The organism is Psychrobacter sp. H29, assembly GCF_059073055.1.
Genome location: NZ_JCACRY010000001.1, coordinates 765546 through 784541 on the forward strand (window position 1 = coordinate 765546; position 18996 = coordinate 784541).

Sequence of the window (18996 nt, forward strand, 5' to 3'; positions counted from 1 at the left end):
CTTTTACGATTTGCCCAGCCCTTCATTGCAGAGGGCTTTTTTTGTCCAAAATTTCATCCAAGCTTTGGTTTGATGTGCCACTTAATTTCTTGTTCAATTCAAAAGCTTCATTGGTTAATATGAGTTAAAATACAATGTATTAACTTTTATTAACATTCTAGACACTTTGAGGTTTGGTTATGAAAATGTTTGTTTGGCTATTCATTGCGTTTGTAGTACTGGTAGTCGTATTTGGCGTGTCAGTATTTAATAGATTGGTACGCGCACGTAACCAAGCAAAGAACGGCTTTGCTCAAATAGACGTGCAATTAAAGCGTCGTCATGATCTCATTCCAAACCTAGTCGAAACTGCTAAGCGTTATTTGAGCCACGAAGAAGAGACGCTGACACGAGTGATTAGCGCGCGTAATCATGCTCAAGACTTACAAGATTCTAATAAAAATCAGCCAGATTCACTAGAGCATATGGCACTGTTTGCCAAAGCAGAAGGGATGCTGTCTAAAGCGCTAAGTCAGTTTTCGGCAGTTGTGGAAGCCTATCCTGAGCTCAAAGCCGATAGGATGATCAAGGAGCTCATGGATGAGCTGACCAATACTGAAAACCGAATCGGTTTTGCCCGCCAGCATTACAATGACAGCGTCATGTTCTATAACAATGACCGAGAAGTATTTCCTAATAATCTTGTCAGTACGACCTTTGGCTTTCGTCCGCTCAGTCCTTTAGTGTTCGAGGACAGAGAAGCCATTGCTCAAGCACCGAACGTCAATATGGGCTAAGGCTTCGACAAATTTAGCAAATACTAGGTAGCCTACGATCATGGATTTTTTTGGTGAGCAGCGCATACGTACGCGGCGCAGTCTATTGCTATATGGGCTGTTTTTTTTAATTGTGCTTGCTCATATTGCAGTAGCGCTCGCTGTCATGGGCCTACTATTGACGATATTTACAGGCGGTGTATACCGCTGGGTATTGATACTGGTTATTATCCTGACGCTAGGCAGTTTTTTTGTTGGTAGTTTTTTAGAGTATCAGCGCTTAAGAGCGGGTGGACGTGCTATTGCTCAGCGGGTAGGGGGCGTTAGATTGTTCATTGATAATAGTCAGGTACCCTGGCAGCACAGTCAAGGGGTGACGCATCAACATAAAAGTGAAGACAAGGTTCGTTATAGCGCGCGCCATATTGCAGTAAGTGACGAGCGTGACTTTCCACCAGTTTATCGGCGCTATTATGAAATAGCACAGCAACTAGCAATTGCGTCGGGACTGAGTACACCAATACTATATGTATTGCCTGATGAGCAAGGTATTAATGGTTTTGTCGCTGGTCGCCACAGTCAAGATATGGTACTTGTCGTTACCCAAGGAGCGCTAGATAAACTATCTGATGAAGCGCTATATGGGCTCATTGGTCATGAGTATGGTCATATTTTGCATGGTGATGCCAATTTTAATTTAAAACTGATGGTGGTGCTGGCAGGTTTGCAAATACTGTATGACTGGAGTGATCCGATCTCTAATCACCGCTACTTTGATAGCGATACCACCTCCCAAAAGTCACTATCACAAAGGCAGGTTGATGTACTTGCACGCAGTACAGAAGCGCAAACGGCCAGTTTTACCACACATAGTGAGTGGGTGACGTACTGGCAGACACAGTCGCAGCAACAGCAGTCGTCTGCCAAGCGTCAATCTAAGTGGGTGCAAAATAAACCAACGTTTGATCGACGTGCCCCGCGTAGTATGTGGACATTGCTGCTGCATGGTTTGAGCTTCTCGAGCATGGCAAGTGCTCAGCTGATTAAGCATAGCTTTAACCGTCAGCGTGAGCTACTCGCTGATGCAACCAGCGTACAATTGACGCGCACACCTGCCATTTTAGAGACCTTAAAAGCCATTCACCAAGACTCGCTTGGGTCACGTTTGACTGGTATTGCCGATATCAATGGGCTTAGTCATTTTTTCTTTGCCAGTAGTGGTGCTGATTTGGGAGACGTATCATGGTTTGCCACTCATCCAAGCTTAACCGAGCGTATGAGTGCTATTAATGTAGATGCCTATCATGACTTTGCCATACAAGTGGCGACAGAAAAACGTCTCAACCAACAAAAAATTAAAGAAATATATAGGCAGCGCCGAATAGGTAACTGGGGTGAAGCAGAGGCAGTGACTACTCAAAATAGCCTAAGCAAAAAAACAAAAATAACAAATCAATCTTTACGCCGATTACCTTCAAGTTTCAGTCAAAAAAGTAGCACTGAATATGAGAGCATAGATGAGCCCATAAAGGGGTACTGTAATGATAGTTCTTGCGAACAGCGATCTATTTCTGATAGTCACAAAAATAAAAACAGTTATCAAGCAGACGAAGCTCTTGAATTCACTCAAGAGACAGACAAGATTATTGATGGTCGCTTACAATTAGAAGCTGTATCTGTAGATGACGATAGTACGCTAAAGCCATGGCAAGCAAAACCTGATGTTGATTTACCAAAAAATACATTGGTAGAAATCAGCGATAGGCAAAAGGTATTACTACCGCAATACATCATCGATCATAGCCATCATCCTCTAGGCGCGCTGGCATTGATTGAGGCAGTTATGCTTTGTCATCAAAGGCGACCACTATCAACGAATGTGTTTTATAGTTTGATAGATATTTGGAGCGCGGCTGGCGCGGTGGAAACTAACAACTCTAGCGATGAGCAGCTTTTATCACATAGGGTAGATACTAAGCTATTGACGCAAGTTGCCAGTGTGGATCGACGTCTAGATAGCGCTTTGATTGAGCTTGCATTAAAGCAACTAAGACAACATGATTTATCTGAAACATTCATAAAAAAATTAAAGCACAAGAGTCATGATAATCATAGTCATGACAGCCATCAGTACTATAAACAACAAGAGAACTGCCGTACGATGTTGTTGCGTTATCAGCAAGGGATATTAAGTTTATTGAACCAACAATTTACATCTGATGTCACCCAATGCCTCACTCATCATTTATCTGACAAAAAGTCAGTTAAGGACATCATTTATTCAAGCTCGACTTCTTGGAATGATTTGGCAGCTTTGGCGCAGCAGCAGTCACCAATATCTTCATTATGGCAAGCGCTACATCTACTGCAATTGCTACCGATGCTGTCTGAGGTTTTACACGATACAGACGCGCCATCTTTGGAGCTAGAGACACTGAGTTCTGGTATAAAAGACATATGTACGCAGCTAGATCCGTCAGGACAGGTATTTGAAAGTCTCAATACAGCTGAGGTATCGATTATAGTGTTACTGGCTTATCGATTATCAAAAGATGCCAAAGGTCAGATGATCTCAATGCATGCTCGGTCGCGATTGAGTGAAGGTGATGAGAGTGTGGTGCATTATATTGTTGACTTGAGACGTCATGTGCGCTTGATTGATATCGATCTGTCGACAGTTACAGATGCAAACTTACAATGGCTATTGTTGACTGCTCAACACTTAAATAGTATACAGTTATTGGCAGTTGTTGCTGCCGTTCCTGTTATTACCAAACAGTCGATCAATGGCTCCAAAAGTGCTCAGAATGTTGATAATGATCAAGAGAGACAACAGCATGACAGTCAAATAGATTATAATGATACTGATGCACTCAGACCTACTCATAATGACTATCGACAGTGGCTAAGTACATTGCATACTGTGATGCTACACGATACGATAATCAGCCAAGATGAGTATGATTGTTTGCTTGCGATGGCAGAATACTGGCTGGGTGTTCGAGAGCTTTTTTGACTCATGCTTGATTGATTCTTGCGCGATGATTCGCGCTCAATAGATAGTATGATGCCTGTGCCATCAAAACCATAACACCATCTGTAAATAGTATAGACAACATAACCAGGACAGTAGAGTCGTATGAGTGATATCCAAGACCCACTGAATGTATTGCAGCGCCGTATGCAGCAACGCCAAATACTAGCGATGATGGGTATCGATCACTGGGTGCAGCCTGCGTCAAAAACCATAAATATAGCGGATATTGCGGCAGTACCAGTTGATCAATCAAATACTGACCATCCTACTATTGAGTTAGCAAGTGACCAGTCGAGAAATACTGAGTTAACGAGTACCGATTCTATAGACGTAGTAGATCCGTCACTGATGGATTATGATACTGATAGCTCTGATATCGTAAGTTCTGATATCACAAGCTATGACGACATCAGTAGTGATGTTGATGGAAGAGATGACGGTGCGCCGCAAGCCAGCGCTCAAAACCCCGTCACATATAGCTTTGATACGCTGTCGGAATATGACAATACCTCAAGTTACGATGATACCTCAAATATAGAGCCAGACCAATCAACCATCAATGAAACAGGGCAGTCGACAACCGAACCTGTAGCGATGCATTCATTTGCTCAAGGCAGTAATAATGATGCTGGCTCAAAGAAGGTAGCGCCATTCAATTTGCAAGGTGGCCGTTATGGTGACTGGGTGATATTGGTAGATATTCAAGCACTCAATAGTGACAGCCAAAAGCTGTGGCAAAATATTACCCAAGCGTTATCACTCACTCATGAGACGACGTCGTTCCCTATTTGCGCTGGTATGGACACAGCTGAGCTTGCTAATGCCAGTCTTGCTGGTTATATCTTTCGAATCGGTCTGCGCGAAGAGATACAAGTTGCTGCATTGACGGCGCTACCTGATGGTCTTTATCATCCCAATCTGACTATCGTACCGACACTAGACGATATGCTTGCAGACAGTGATACTAAACGACAGTTGTGGGAACAGATATCTTTGTAAAATACGTCTACACTAATACTGCTATACCTTTTTTATCAACAAACCGAAATAAAATAAGCTTATTTATTTCCCTATACCTAGGATCGTGACTATGCCCACCAACCCAACTGACAGTACCTCACCACATCGCTTACCAAACTTCTGTGCTGGACCTGCGACGATGCCAACAGCGGTATTAGAGCGCGCCCAGAGTGAATTGCTTGACTGGCAAGGACGTGGCCTATCGGTCATGGAAGTGAGTCATCGTAGTAAAGAATACATGGCAATCACTGATAAAGCAGAAGCCAAGCTACGCACGCTTATGGAGATACCAGACAACTATAAAGTGCTGTTTTTGCAAGGCGGTGCCAGCTTGCAGTTCTCTGCTATTCCATTAAACCTATTAAATAATGGGCGTGGTGATTATTTGACGACAGGCGCGTGGTCAGGTAAGGCAATCAAAGAAGCCAAGCGTTATGAAGCGCTCGGTTTGGGTGAAATTAGCTTGGTTGCAACTGGCAAAGAAGGCAACTTTACTAGCGTACCGCCTCAAAGTGACTGGCGCGTAAGTGAAGATGCTGCTTATTTTCACTACTGTGCCAACGAGACCATTCATGGGTTGCAGATATTTGAGCCGCCACAAGTAGAGGCGCCAATCATTGCTGATATGTCATCCTCTATCTTGTCGCAGCCTATCGATGTGTCCAAATTCGGTATGATCTACGCGGGTGCTCAAAAGAACATTGGTCCTGCAGGTTTGGTTATCGTCATTATCCGTGATGATTTACTTGGGCAAGCTAGCGAGTGGTGCCCTATGCTGCTGAGTTATGAGCACCAAGCAGATAAAGAGTCGATGTCTAACACACCAGCAACGTATTCTTGGTACTTGGCTGGATTGGTATTTGATTGGTTAGAAGAGCAGGGCGGCGTCGCTGCTATCGGTAAGATCAATCAACAAAAAGCAGATCTACTCTACAAAACAATTGATGACAGTAGCTTTTATAACAACCCAGTAGACCCTCAGTACCGTTCTATCATGAACGTACCGTTTACGTTAGCGGACAGTAGTCTGGATAAGGTGTTTTTAGAAGAGTCAGAAAAAGCCGGCCTACTCAATCTAAAGGGCCATCGTGATGTGGGTGGTATGCGTGCCAGTATTTACAACGCCGTACCGCTTGAGTGGGTACAGCAGCTGGTTGACTTTATGATCGCGTTTGAACAAAAACACGCTTAAGTAAGTCGATCAAGAGGTGGCTATAGAATTTAATACGTACCTCAATGTCTCAATGTCGAAGGACGCAAGTACATAAACTTATAAGTAAGTAGGCGCAACTGATAACGGTTGCGCCTTTTTTGTGAGTCTATTTACTAGCATAAGTTTAAATATTTATGATTGATAATGCGACATCTATACTGGGCAACATAGCAAACCATTAGGTTAAAAAACCTAAGTTTGTTATGATAAAATTTTGCGATGATGATATTTTGCCGTCAGTATTTCATTTTTTGTACTTAAATTGGTTAGCACAGAGGTCGATTAGAAGAGCATGATGATAAAATATACTCTGCTAAAAGCTGCGTTGCTAACCGTCACTGTCAGCTGGATACCAAGCAGTATCGCTGCGCCCATTACAAAGACAGCGCTTGGGCATAATAGCCCTACCGAGTACGTTAATGCACCCTACATGCCCTATGCCAATCCAAGAGCACCATCAGGGGGTACGCTCTCTCTCGATGCCCGCGGCACGTTCAACAGTGCTAACAAATGGATGACCACGGGTGTGGCAATGATCGGTACCGATTATCTGTACGATACATTGATGACGGGTTCACTGAACGAAGCTTTTACCATGTATCCGCAGCTAGCAAGCAAAGTGACCTACGACCCAGATGATACGAGCTGGATTATTTATCATCTTAATCCTGCAGCCCGTTTTTGGGATGGATCACCTGTGACCAGTTACGATGTCAAAGCAACTTTTGATGCGCTATTGAATAAGGGTCCCATGTACATCCGGAGTTACTTGGGAGATATTAAGAACGTTGAGATTGTCGATAATCAGCAAGTAAAGTTCGTCTTTGCCTCTACTGAAAACAAAGAAATATTACTAACAGTCGGACAGTTTCCTATCTTTGCCAAATCCTCAATCGATGCAAATTTTGAGACCATTAGCCTGACGCCCTTAATGGGCAGTGGCCCTTACAAATTAGGGCGCGTTGATGCAGGCCGTTCAGTCAGTTATATACGTGACCCTAATTACTGGGGCCGTGATTTGATGGTCAATCGCGGTCGCTATAATTTTGACATGATTAAGTTTGTTTATTATCAAAGCGATGAGATTGCTTTTGAGGGTTTTAAGTCTGGTCAATACCGCTTCCGCCCCGAAAACAAAGCCTCGAACTGGGTAAGCGGCTATAACTTCCCAGCGGTAAAAGCAGGACTGATCAAAAAAGAAACGATAACCAGTCAAAACCCAGTGCCGATGCAAGCGCTGGTCATGAATATGCGTCGACCGATCTTTCAAGATATTAGGGTTCGTCAGGCTTTAACAGCGGCTTATGACTTTGAATGGATGAATAAAACTTTGTTTCATGGTCAGTATGAGCGATTGCAGAGCTTTTTTCATGGCTCGGAGCTTGCCGCAACAGGCACACCGTCTGACGCAGAGATGCAGGTACTAACGCCTCTATTGTCTGAGCTTGAACCTATTCAGCGCAAAGCAACAGTAGCCGAATGGCAGCTGCCTACCAGTGACGGCAATGGTTTTAATCGTGCAGGATTGTTAGAAGCGCGGCAGTTACTACTGGCGGCTGGGTTTTATTATGACGATATGAAGTTATATCAGCCTGATGGTCAGCGCGCCCAGATCGAGATGCTGATGACGGGTGAGACCATGGGCCGTGTATTATTGCCCTATATTCGTAATCTAAAGCGTTTGGGGTTTGATGCAAGTTTGCGTCAAGTAGACGGGCCGCAGTACTATGAGCGTATGCGCCGATTTGACTATGATATGGTCGTTGACGTGTTCGCTCAAAGTTTATCTCCTGGTGCTGAGCAGGCTGCGTTTTGGGGTAGCACTGCCGCTGATGAGCCAGGCAATCACAATAGCGCTGGTATCAAAAATGCTGCCATCGATAAGGTCGTTGCTGCACTTGGTAGTGCTAAAGACCGCGATGAGATTGTACTGTATACGCAAGTGCTAGATCGGTTGCTGCGAGCGGGTCATTATGTCGTGCCATTATATGGCAAGTCTGGGACCAATGTGGCGTATTGGGACCAATATCGCCATACAGCAACCTTGCCAACCAATGCCGTTGGTATCGACTACTGGTGGGTTGATAAAGAAGCAGAAGGGCGCATCAATAAGTATTTAAAGCAATAATCAGCGCTCAAAGTAATATCCCGCGTCTATTGACAGCGCTGATCTTACAATAACTGATGGTCAGATGTGCAAGCTTCGGTTATGGAATAAAATCGATATTAAATAACTCAAAAATAACGAGCAACAAAAATAACTATTGGTAAGGATTTAACATGAGTATCCGTATTCACCCTATTAAAGCATTCAATGATAACTATATTTGGACGTTAATTAATGACAATAATAAACAAGCAATCGTCATTGATCCCGGTCAAGCTGAACCAGTCATTGATTATTTGGAGACAAATGAGCTGGAGCTGACCTCGATTTGGACCACTCACCATCATCATGATCATATCGGCGGCGTTGTAGCGTTGCAAGAGTCGTATCCTATGACCCATCTGGTTGCGCATAGCGAGCATGGGGTTGATGAAGACCAAACGATAAAAGATGGTAGCACAGTAAGTGCATGGGGCTGCTCAGCACAGGTTTGGGATGTATCAGGGCATACGGCTAGCCATATGGCTTATATCTTAGATATCGATGGGCAAAAACATTGCTTTTGCGGTGACACGCTATTTAGTGCAGGTTGCGGTCGTGTATTTACAGGTACCATTGAGCAATTGCATGATAGCTTTAAGCGCTTAAATGGTCTGTCTGAAGATACGCTGTTGTACCCTGCACACGAGTATACGGCTAGTAATCTACGCTTTGGGCTATCTATCGAGCCTGCCAATGAGCAAATGCAGCAAGCGCTCGCGCAGGCTGAGACGAATACTGCCCAAGGCGTGCCAACCCTACCAGTGACCTTAGAGCATGAGCGCGCGGTCAATGTGTTTTTGCGTACGCAAGAGCCAAGTGTCATTGCTGGGGTTGAGTCCAAAACGAGTATCGATGATGAGAAGTCTTTAACGGTATTTGCGGCATTACGCGAGCTAAAAAACAACTTTTAAAGCACGTTTTTGATGCGGCGACTGCTTTCTTGCTTATACTCAACACAACATAATCCGCTGCTGTCGTTATTACCATCTCTCTCTATCTCATCTAGGAAGTCGCCATTATGGGTCGTTATATCTTAAAAAGACTACTGCTGATATTGCCGACACTATTTTTGATATTGCTTGCCAATTTTGTCATTGTACAAGCGGCGCCTGGGGGTCCTGTTGAGCAGCAGCTGGCGCTTATTGAGCAAGGCGCAAAAGACAGCGCGCTCAGTGGTAATATCGGTGCGGGTAGTGCAGGTGGTAGTGACAGTACTTATCAAGGTACGCGTGGTCTCTCTGAGGAGATGGTCGCTGCAATCAATGCTCAATATGGCTTTGATAAATCAGCACCAGAGCGGTTTTGGTTAATGCTAAAAAACTATGCTCAATTGGACTTTGGGGAGTCGTTTTTTAAGGGTCAAACAGTAACTGACCTTATTGTAGAGAAGCTACCAGTCTCAATATCGCTTGGGCTATGGAGCACACTGCTTATTTATATGATTGCCATTCCACTAGGTGTGTATAAAGCCATGCACCATGGTTCAGGTATTGATAAAGCCACAGCCATGCTGCTTGCTATTGGGCATGCGATACCTGTGTTTGTGTTTGCCGTGATCTTACTGGTGTTTTTTGCAGGGGGGAGCTACTGGAATATTTTCCCGCTACAAGGATTGACGTCTGAGAATTTTGATCAGTTAAGCGCGCTTGGTAAGGTTAAAGACTATTTTTGGCATCTGGCACTACCACTGCTGGCAAGCACAGTGGGCGGATTTGCAGGATTAACGTATCTGACCAAATTTAGCTTCTTAGAAGAGCTGGGCAAACAGTATGTATTGACTGCTCGCGCTAAGGGGTTAGGTGAGCGTCAAGTGCTATACGGACATGTATTTCGTAACGCGATGTTGATCATCATTGCTGGTATTCCTGCTGCTATTGTGGGTATTTTCTTTGCGGGTAACTTTTTGATTGAGATTATTTTTAAATTGGATGGCTTGGGCTTGTTAGGTTTTGAAGCGATTCAGCAGCGCGACTATCCAGTGATATTTGGTACGCTGTTTATCTTTACGTTGGTGGGACTGCTATTACAGTTGATTAGTGATTTGAGCTATCACTTGATCGATCCCCGCATTGATTTTGAGGGACGCTAATGTCAAGCAATCAATCTCCATTAAAGAGTAAGACTGGTAATAGTGAACCAGATAAATTGCAAACCCATGAGCAACCATCTATACCAATGAAACAGCGCTTAAATCCTATTTGGCAAGCAAGGCTCACGCGCTTTCGCCAAAACCGGCTTGGCGTGATATCGCTGTTTGTTTTTGCAGTGATATTTGTCATTTGTATGGCGGCCAATGTCATCGCCAATGACAAACCACTGCTGGTGAAGTATCAAGATGACTATTATTTCCCTGTCTTAAAAGCCTATCCTGAAACCACTTTTGGCGGTGTGTTCGAGACTGAGACCAATTATAAAGACCCTGCAGTGCAGTCGCTAATCGATGAGCAAGGTTACTATGTGATGCCGCCCATTCCGTTTGCTGATCAGACGCCCAACGTTGAGCTTGGTCTGCCTTATCCCGCGGCGCCCAATGCGCAGAACTGGCTAGGTACTGATGATATGGGGCGCGATGTGCTGGCGCGGATACTATATGGGTTGCGAGTGTCGTTATTGTTTGGTCTAGCGCTAACCCTAGCTGGTGCCTTGATTGGTATTATCGTAGGTGCAGTGCAGGGCTATTATGGTGGCTGGGTGGATCTGGCAGGACAGCGATTCATGGAAGTATGGGGCGGTATGCCGCAGCTCTTCATGATTATTATCTTAGTGAGTCTGTTTAGTCCCAGTATCAGCATGCTGTTTGCTATGATGCTGCTTTTTGGCTGGATGGGTCTGGTAGGTTTGGTACGGGCAGAGTTCCTACGCGCTCGTAACTTTGACTATGTACGCGCCGCCCGCAATTTGGGCGTTTCTGATAGTCAAATCATGCTCAGACATATTCTACCCAATGCGCTCGCGTCAAGCTTATCGCAGCTGCCTTTTATTTTAACCGCCAATATCATTGCGTTGACCGCGCTGGACTTTTTGGGATATGGGTTGCCACCTGGTTCACCATCTTTAGGGGAGCTTATGGTGCAAGGAAAAAACAACCTTGATGCCCCTTGGCTGGCTTTATCAGGGTTTTTTAGTCTGACTTTTATTTTGTCACTGCTCATCTTCGTCGGCGAAGCACTGCGTGATGCATTTGATCCGAGGCGCTCTTGATATGACTGATACTATAATTGCTACTAAAAACGACGTATTAGAGACGCCAGAAAAAGGCATTCATCAGACGAAAGGTAAGCTTGTGCTGAGCGTAGATCAGTTGATGATCACAACCGTTACAGGTATCAATTTAGTAGACAAGCTGTCTTATGAGCTACGACAAGGGCAGACTCTAGCGATCGTTGGTGAGTCAGGCTCTGGCAAATCGATTGCCAGCCTAGCGCTCCTAGGTCTGCTACCAGAGAGCTTGACTATTGATGGTACCGTTCAGCTGGCAAGTACATCAGGCATGTCCAAATTACCTATAGCGAATGACAAAGCACGTAACGCAGCTCTACGTCCTATTCGTGGGCAGCGTATAGGCATGGTATTCCAAGAACCAATGACAGCGTTAAATCCGCTGCATACAGTCGCTAAGCAAATTGCGGAGTCTTTACGTCTAAGCGGCGTACCCAAAAAGCAGTGGCGTGACACCAGCATCGCGCTGCTAAATGATGTCAATATTACCGATCCTGCTGATAAGTTAAATCGCTATCCGCATGAACTCTCAGGTGGTCAGCGTCAACGAGTGATGATTGCTATGGCGCTAGCACAGCAGCCTGACATATTGATTGCTGACGAACCTACCACAGCACTAGATTTGACCTTGCAGCATGAGATTTTGACACTATTGGATGATCTCAAACGCCAACATAATATGGCAATGATACTGATCAGCCATGATCTGAATTTGGTCAGGCGCTACAGCGACGAGGTTATCGTCATGCGTCAAGGTCAAACGATAGAGCAGGGTCATACCGCTACTGTATTTGAGCAGCCCGCAGCAGACTATACTCGTACGCTCATTCAGCAAGACTTCGGTCAAGCATTAACGCTAACGGGCGATAACGCAGATACACGCTTGAACGTACTACAAGTGAGTGATCTCAAAGTACAGTTCCCTATCGAAAAAAGTCTATTCGGCAGTACCAAGCGCTGGTTTGATGCGGTCAAAAATGTCGATATGACCCTGCAAAAAGGACAGGCACTCGGTATCGTTGGTGAGTCTGGCTCTGGCAAAACCACCATTGCTCTCGCGCTCAGTCAATTACTCAGTAATCAAGCACATATCGATGGACAGATAATGGTCAATGGGCAAGATATCTCGGCTTTGTCAAAGAGTGCATTGCGTACGTTCCGCTCGCAGATACAGATGGTGTTTCAAGACCCGTTTGCTAGTATCAATCCTCGCATGACAGTCATGCAGATCGTGGAAGAGGGACTGTTGGTACAAGGCGTGGATAAAGGTACTCGTCAGCAAGCAGTGATGGAGAGCCTAGCAACAGTACACCTGCCTTTATCCTTCGCGCAGCGCTATCCACATGAGCTATCTGGTGGACAACGTCAACGCGTGGCATTGGCGCGCGCGCTCATCATGAAACCAAGTCTACTCATATTGGATGAGCCTACCTCTGCACTAGACAGTACCACGCAAGTCGCTGTAGTCAGTCTACTGCGTGAAATTCAAGAAAAACTGCAAGTCAGTTACGTCTTTATCAGCCATGACCTAAAGGTAGTACGCGCACTATGTCAGCACATTATGGTACTAAAACAAGGCACGTGCGTGGAATCGGGACATACCGAGGATATTTTTAACAACCCACAGCACCCATATGCACAGCAGTTACTAAAAGCGAGTACAATTTAAGCTAGACGTATTATTTTGAGTGAAATGTTGAGCGAATCTACCAAATCGAAATTTAGAGTAGTAGCCTGGAGCAACGAGCTGCTAGCAATCAGGACATAGCAGTTCATAATAATAGCGACATACCAAAAAGCGCAGTGGTACAATTATTCTCAACAGTCGCCAGAGCTAACCAAATTTTAACTAAGTTCTAGCTGAGCCTTTTTGTTGTAGGCATAAGTATTTATTCTGCCAATAGTAATCAAACACCATCAACTGGTCACACAGTTGTTATCGCGGTTAAAATCATCATTGAAAAGGATTTTTGTACCCATGAAAAAACAAAACAGTATGACCAAGCTGGTCAATAGCACAGGACTCCAGCATGCTGGCTACTTGGCCGTTGCTAAGACACGTGCCAAAGTACTAAAAGCAGTCTCTTATGTGATACCTATCAGAAGACCGATGTTATTTGTTGGAGAGTCTTCTTGTGACGAGCTGTGTGATATGCTCATAAATGAAGGTAATACCAACGTGTTTATCGTCACTGATGCCGTGCTAAATAAGCTTGGTATACCTGCAAAGATTACTGACTATCTAGATGCAAAAAATATTCGTTATCATGTTTATGATGGTATTACGCCAGATCCAACCTTCAAGGTTGTTGAAGAAGGACTGCGTCAGTCTATAGATGCCAATTGCGATGCTGTCTTAGCTATTGGCGGTGGTTCAGTGATTGATGCTGCCAAAATGATCGCGATGTCTCAAGGCAACAAGTGCAAGCCTCAAAAACTAATCGGCATTCTTAAAGCAAGAAAGCCTTCAGCACCACTATATTGTGTGCCGACCACAGCAGGTACTGGTTCAGAAGCAACGCTTGGTGCGGTCGTCTCTGATGACAAAACACACCAAAAAGCCCTGTCTATCGACCCAAGAATGGTGCCGCTCGCCGCTGCGATTGACCCTGTTATCATGAAAGGCATGCCAGCCCATATCACAGCCGACACGGGCATTGACGTATTGACACATGCATTAGAAGCATGGATGAGCGCTAATGCAAGCGTAGAGACAGACTACTATGCAGCCTCTGCCGTCAAATCTGTTGTGAATTATCTGCCACTGGTGTATAAAGATGGCGGCAATCTAAAGGCTAGAGAGAAGATGGGGATCGCTGCCCATTATGGTGGAATCGCTTTTAACAAAGCAGGTTTGGGTTATGTTCATGCTATCGCGCATCAGTTAGGCGCTTATTATAGTATTCCTCATGGTCGCGCTAATGCCATCGTGTTGCCTTATGTACTTGACGTCAATCGCAAGGCAAGTAAAAAGAGACTGGCAGCACTGGCAAAAAGAACAGGTATGGTACAAGATGGTCAAGCAGGCAATGGTGATAGTGAAATAGCAAACCATCTCATTGCACAAGTCAGAGAGCTGATTGCCGACTTGAATATCGACCCAACCGTTAGTGGTATGCAAACCAGTGATTTTGATGACATTGCAAAAGCTGCTGCAAAAGAAGTCAGTGATACCTATGCGGTACCGACGTATCTCTCAGCATCTGAAATCAAAGAGATATTAACGAAAATTAAGCAGGCAAGTGACAATGAAGCAAAAGAAGACATCCAAAAGGTGTCATAGTTTTTTACTAACACGCTTATGATAAATAAAGAGCCTATTCTTCTTTTGAGGATAGGCTTTTTTAATACGTTTGAGACAATAACGTGATCAGAAGATCTGCCAAATATCTAGTTTTTCTTTATACATCGATCATAATTTTTATATACTGTATTGATTAAAATACAAGATGATCATCATATTATTGTTTAATTTATCTTCTACTCATTCGTATTTGATAAAAAATAACTTAATAAATTGTAATATGTAACAATACAGGAATGTTATGGTGACACATAGGCGTTAGGATAGTTAAATAACATTACGTTTAGGAGATTTTTATGAATCGCATATTGCCCTCTAAGATCATGGGACTGATTGTCATTGCGAGCAGTGCGCTTTATGCAGGCTGTGCATCTACCGAGAACAGCACCACTGTAAAAAATACAACAGATGCTAATCCCTATGCACCGACTACTCCAGGACTGGCAGTAGCCACAGTAGCTGGCGGGTGTTTTTGGTGTGTTGAAGCAGGCTATGAAAAAATCCCAGGCGTAGTTGAAGTGGTATCTGGCTACACGGGAGGCAATACCGAGAACCCAACCTATAAAGAAGTATCAGCAGGGGGTACGGGTCATACAGAAGCGGCGCAAGTATACTATGATCCCAAAAAAATCACATATAACGGTATAGTGCAAGCATTATGGAGAATTGCTGACCCCACTGACGATCAAGGACAATATGTCGATCGTGGTACACAGTATCGCCCAGCGATTTTTTATAACAATGCTCAAGAAAAGCAAATAGCAGAATCTGCCAAGCAAGCATTGCAAGATTCCGGGGTATACGAAAAACCAGTCGTGATTGAGATTGTACCTACGAGCACGTTTTATCCTGCTGAAGAGTATCATCAGGATTATTACAAAAAGAACCCAATACGCTATAAAGCTTACACGTTCAATTCTGGTCGATACCAGTTTATCGAAAGCGTATACGGCAAAGACTATGAGCTAGATTTTAGCCAGTTTGCACCTACTGCAAGTAGTGCAGAGCCAATGATATCTAGCCAAACGATCAGCAGTACAGTCAGCACAGGGTTCAATCCAGATACCTTTGTGAAACCTGCACAAGATGAGTTAAAAAAATCGCTCACTGATATTCAATATAAAGTCACTCAAAAAGACGGTACTGAGCGCGCCTTTGACAATGAATATTGGGATAATAAAGAACCTGGACTGTATGTCGATGTGATATCTGGTGAGCCATTGTTCTCTTCACGCGACAAATACAAATCTGGCACGGGCTGGCCAAGTTTTACTCGTCCATTAAATACTGAGCTGGTCGTTGAAAAAGAAGATCGCGGTCTTTTTTCGACGCGTACTGAGATTCGTAGCCGCTATGCGGACTCGCATGTCGGTCATGTATTCAATGATGGTCCAGCACCGACAGGTAAGCGATATTGCATGAACTCAGCAGCACTACGTTTTATTCCGCTCGCACAGATGGAAGCCGCTGGTTACGGTCAATGGATAGATGAAGTTAGACCAATGAGCTAGTACCGTTTTTTATAATCTACTCAAATAAAAAGGACGCTAAATGCGTCCTTTTTGCTATTTATAATAGGTGAAATCATCCACAGCATTTAGAAAGCAGGCTGACGTTTAGGTACAGCGCCCAAAAACTCGTTACGAGCTTGGATATTGTGACTGTATTCACCAAGCATCGCCGTACTACGCGTAGTCGAATGCTGTTTGCTGACGCCGCGCATCATCATGCACATATGTGATGCGTCCATAACGACCGCCACTCCGCGGCAGCCAGTGACATCCATGATAGTTTGTGCAATCTGCTCACTCAGGTTTTCTTGTATTTGTAGACGGCGAGCAAACATATCGACAATACGGGCAAACTTCGAAAGCCCTAGTACCTGGCCATCAGGTAGGTAGCCGATATGAGCGACACCATGGAACGGCAGCATATGATGCTCACACAATGAATAGAACTCAATGTTCTGCACCAGTACTAGCTCACGATTGGTCGATGGAAAAACAGCATCATTGACCACTTCCTCGATGCTTTGATGATAGCCTTGAGTCAAGTGAGCAAAGGCTTTTGCAGCACGTATAGGCGTATCTAGTAAACCCGGACGATCCAAGTCCTCGCCAGTCGATCCAATCAGTTGGCGATAAGATTCGGTACTTTCTTTATAATCTGGAGTTGTTATTGGGGTGTTACTCATAAGTTTGGCAGCCATCCAAAATGTGGGTGTAGCTTAACGCTGAGTCCTATCATGTGAGGACTCTTATAAAAATTGTGCAAGCTGGGAAGGGCTGTGATTATACTCGAAATCTGCTGAACTTCATACTGCTGTGGCGAGCGGTTGAGTCTTTAATCAATAAGGAAGTGTTTGGTACTTAATCGCAACAGTGCAGCGTTAGTATTTGAAGTACGATTTTGACAAACAATAAGCTAAATATTAACGTTCACGCGTTTTATTGTGAGGCGCCAATGCTAAAATGCACTTCAATGACTCGCAAACAGCGTTCGTTGATGACATTGCTTGAATTAATAAATCGCTGTTAGGCATTTTTATTTGATTAGCTGGTTGTATTAGCGAATCTACAGACAAGAATCAAATACAGTTTACGACTGTTTACTTAAATGAATTCGTGTATAATAACTCATCTTTTCATTTGTACTATTTAGTAGTCTCAATATTCTAATTACTCTAAATAAATTTTTATTCTAAATCATCTCGATTGATTCAAAAGGAAATCTTATGCTACTGCAAGGACAACGATTTGTCGTAACTGGCATCGCAAGTAAACTCTCTATCGCTTGGGCTATCGCAGAAGCGTTGCACCGCGAAGGTGCATCTTTGATTTTGACTTATCCAAACGACAAAATTAAAAAACGCGTCGATATGGCTGCCGAAAAGTTCGAAGCAGATTTGGTGCTAGAGTGTGATGTTGCTTCTGATGACTCAATCGCTGCTTGTTTTGAGCAAGTGACTGCCCACTGGGGTGATGGTATCGATGGCGTCGTACATGCGATTGGTTTTGCGCCGATGGATCAGCTAGATGGCGATTTTGTCAGTGCTACCACACGTGAAGGCAGCCATATTGCGCATGATATCTCAAGCTATAGCTTTGTTGCATTGGCAAAGGCCGCTCGTGAGTTGTTAGCGATGCGCCATGGCTCTATGTTGACCTTGACTTACGAAGGCAGTATTTCAGTGTTGCCAAACTACAATGTCATGGGTATGGCAAAAGCCAGTCTCGAAGCTAGCGTGCGTTACTTAGCGACGTCTATGGGCGGTGAAGGTATTCGTGTGAATGCAATCTCAGCTGGTCCTATCCGTACGCTTGCGGCTAGCGGTATTAAGTCATTCCGCAAAATGCTTGATGTCAGCGAAAAGATTGCACCACTGCAACGCAATATCACCCAGACCGAAGTAGGTAATGCAGCATTATTCTTACTATCGCCGTGGGCATCTGGTATCACGGGCGAGATTATGTTTGTAGATGCAGGGTTTAATACCGTTGCTATCAGCGAACAGCTGATGATGCTTGATGAACCAGCAAAGTAATGGGTTACACACTGTTTGTGAGTGAGAGTCATGTCTGTTCACTCAGCAGCGTGACTAGCATGCATAACGGTTGTTAAAATAATTCGTTCAGTGATATAAAAAGACAGCCGATAGGTTGTCTTTTTTGCTTATACTATCATTGTTGTTCGCTAGGCCACGCAGTTGTGTTGTCGACTGACTCCCGCACCATCTTATTATTAAGGTAGCATCGGATTCTTATACTATTATCGGGTATTGTTTTTTTGGTGCTAGTCTAGTAGGGTGTGATTTACTAATGTTGACTGTGATCCTCTGGTCGTTCTGACCACAGTCGTAGGACAACAAAGCTTGTGCAAAAATCAGTTTTTATATCTCTGTTAAAAAACGGTCAACATTAAAAAAGCGCTTATCAAAATGATAAACGCTTATTATGTTTACTGTTTGTGTTACATAAGCAAGCGACTATATTTAGAATTGGCCTGCCCTAAAACACTATTCTTTGTCTTACTCTTTGTGGTCTTCGTGTTCATGCATACCTTGCATCATATCGAGCATAGAATCATCAGTACGTTGCTGATCTTCTTTGGCTAAGCCATCTTGGTTGATGTCCTTTGGTGCCATTTTAGTCGTTGCATCGGTTTTATTTGAGTCTGTCATAAAGTGCTCCAGTTTATTTTTATTTGGTTTCCAATAGGAAAACTTACGCCAAGCCTGTACCAGTTATGACGTAGGTAATGTTTAACTCATCTAGTATGAAAGACCAATGCTACGTTGTA

Annotated in this window: 14 protein-coding genes; 12 read left to right on the forward strand and 2 right to left on the reverse strand. The window is 44.0% G+C overall.

Translation table 11 applies throughout. The features are described 5' to 3' along the window. The first annotated feature begins 179 nt into the window (after positions 1–179). From AC5JP1_RS03105 to msrB, 11 genes are all read left to right on the forward strand, one after another. Positions 180–776 (forward strand): LemA family protein, encoded by a 597-nt coding sequence (locus tag AC5JP1_RS03105; RefSeq protein WP_493843084.1) that lies wholly within the window; start codon positions 180–182, stop codon positions 774–776. Between the two features lie 40 nt (positions 777–816). After that, the gene (locus tag AC5JP1_RS03110; protein WP_493843085.1) at positions 817–3771 is read left to right on the forward strand and encodes a M48 family metalloprotease; all 2955 of its coding nucleotides are present in this window, start codon (positions 817–819) and stop codon (positions 3769–3771) included. Positions 3772–3894: 123 nt separating this feature from the next. After that, on the forward strand, positions 3895–4791 hold the full coding sequence (locus AC5JP1_RS03115) for a DNA polymerase III subunit psi (protein WP_493843086.1): 897 nt from the start codon (positions 3895–3897) through the stop codon (positions 4789–4791). 91 nt (positions 4792–4882) lie between these two features. Beyond that, positions 4883–6004: a 3-phosphoserine/phosphohydroxythreonine transaminase gene (gene serC, locus AC5JP1_RS03120; protein WP_493843087.1), complete on the forward strand. Its 1122-nt coding sequence runs from the start codon at positions 4883–4885 to the stop codon at positions 6002–6004. Between the two features lie 316 nt (positions 6005–6320). Further along, complete coding sequence (locus tag AC5JP1_RS03125; protein WP_493843088.1) at positions 6321–8153, forward strand: extracellular solute-binding protein; 1833 nt, start codon at positions 6321–6323, stop codon at positions 8151–8153. A gap of 152 nt (positions 8154–8305) precedes the next feature. After that, a complete protein-coding gene (gene gloB, locus AC5JP1_RS03130) occupies positions 8306–9085 on the forward strand; it encodes a hydroxyacylglutathione hydrolase (protein WP_493843089.1) in 780 nt (259 codons plus the stop codon). A gap of 107 nt (positions 9086–9192) precedes the next feature. Then, complete coding sequence (gene yejB / locus AC5JP1_RS03135; RefSeq protein WP_493843090.1) at positions 9193–10263, forward strand: microcin C ABC transporter permease YejB; 1071 nt, start codon at positions 9193–9195, stop codon at positions 10261–10263. Positions 10264–10349: 86 nt separating this feature from the next. Beyond that, a complete protein-coding gene (locus AC5JP1_RS03140; RefSeq protein WP_493844421.1) occupies positions 10350–11375 on the forward strand; it encodes an ABC transporter permease in 1026 nt (341 codons plus the stop codon). A gap of 1 nt (position 11376) precedes the next feature. Further along, on the forward strand, positions 11377–13062 hold the full coding sequence (locus AC5JP1_RS03145) for an ABC transporter ATP-binding protein (RefSeq protein WP_493843091.1): 1686 nt from the start codon (positions 11377–11379) through the stop codon (positions 13060–13062). 309 nt (positions 13063–13371) lie between these two features. After that, positions 13372–14676, forward strand: a complete 1305-nt coding sequence (locus AC5JP1_RS03150) for an iron-containing alcohol dehydrogenase (protein WP_443527071.1) — start codon at positions 13372–13374, stop codon at positions 14674–14676. A gap of 317 nt (positions 14677–14993) precedes the next feature. Next, the gene (msrB, locus tag AC5JP1_RS03155) at positions 14994–16208 is read left to right on the forward strand and encodes a peptide-methionine (R)-S-oxide reductase MsrB (protein ID WP_443527072.1); all 1215 of its coding nucleotides are present in this window, start codon (positions 14994–14996) and stop codon (positions 16206–16208) included. 86 nt (positions 16209–16294) lie between these two features. Here msrB and folE read toward each other — a convergent pair whose 3' ends face one another. Next, on the reverse strand, positions 16295–16891 hold the full coding sequence (gene folE / locus AC5JP1_RS03160) for a GTP cyclohydrolase I FolE (RefSeq protein WP_493843092.1): 597 nt from the start codon (positions 16889–16891) through the stop codon (positions 16295–16297). 540 nt (positions 16892–17431) lie between these two features. Between folE and AC5JP1_RS03165 the strand changes: the two genes are divergently transcribed. Then, the gene (locus AC5JP1_RS03165) at positions 17432–18241 is read left to right on the forward strand and encodes an enoyl-ACP reductase FabI (protein ID WP_319052298.1); all 810 of its coding nucleotides are present in this window, start codon (positions 17432–17434) and stop codon (positions 18239–18241) included. Positions 18242–18724: 483 nt separating this feature from the next. On the opposite strand, the gene AC5JP1_RS03170 is transcribed toward AC5JP1_RS03165, so the two are convergent. Beyond that, on the reverse strand, positions 18725–18877 hold the full coding sequence (locus AC5JP1_RS03170) for a hypothetical protein (protein ID WP_319052297.1): 153 nt from the start codon (positions 18875–18877) through the stop codon (positions 18725–18727). Positions 18878–18996 lie beyond the last annotated feature (119 nt).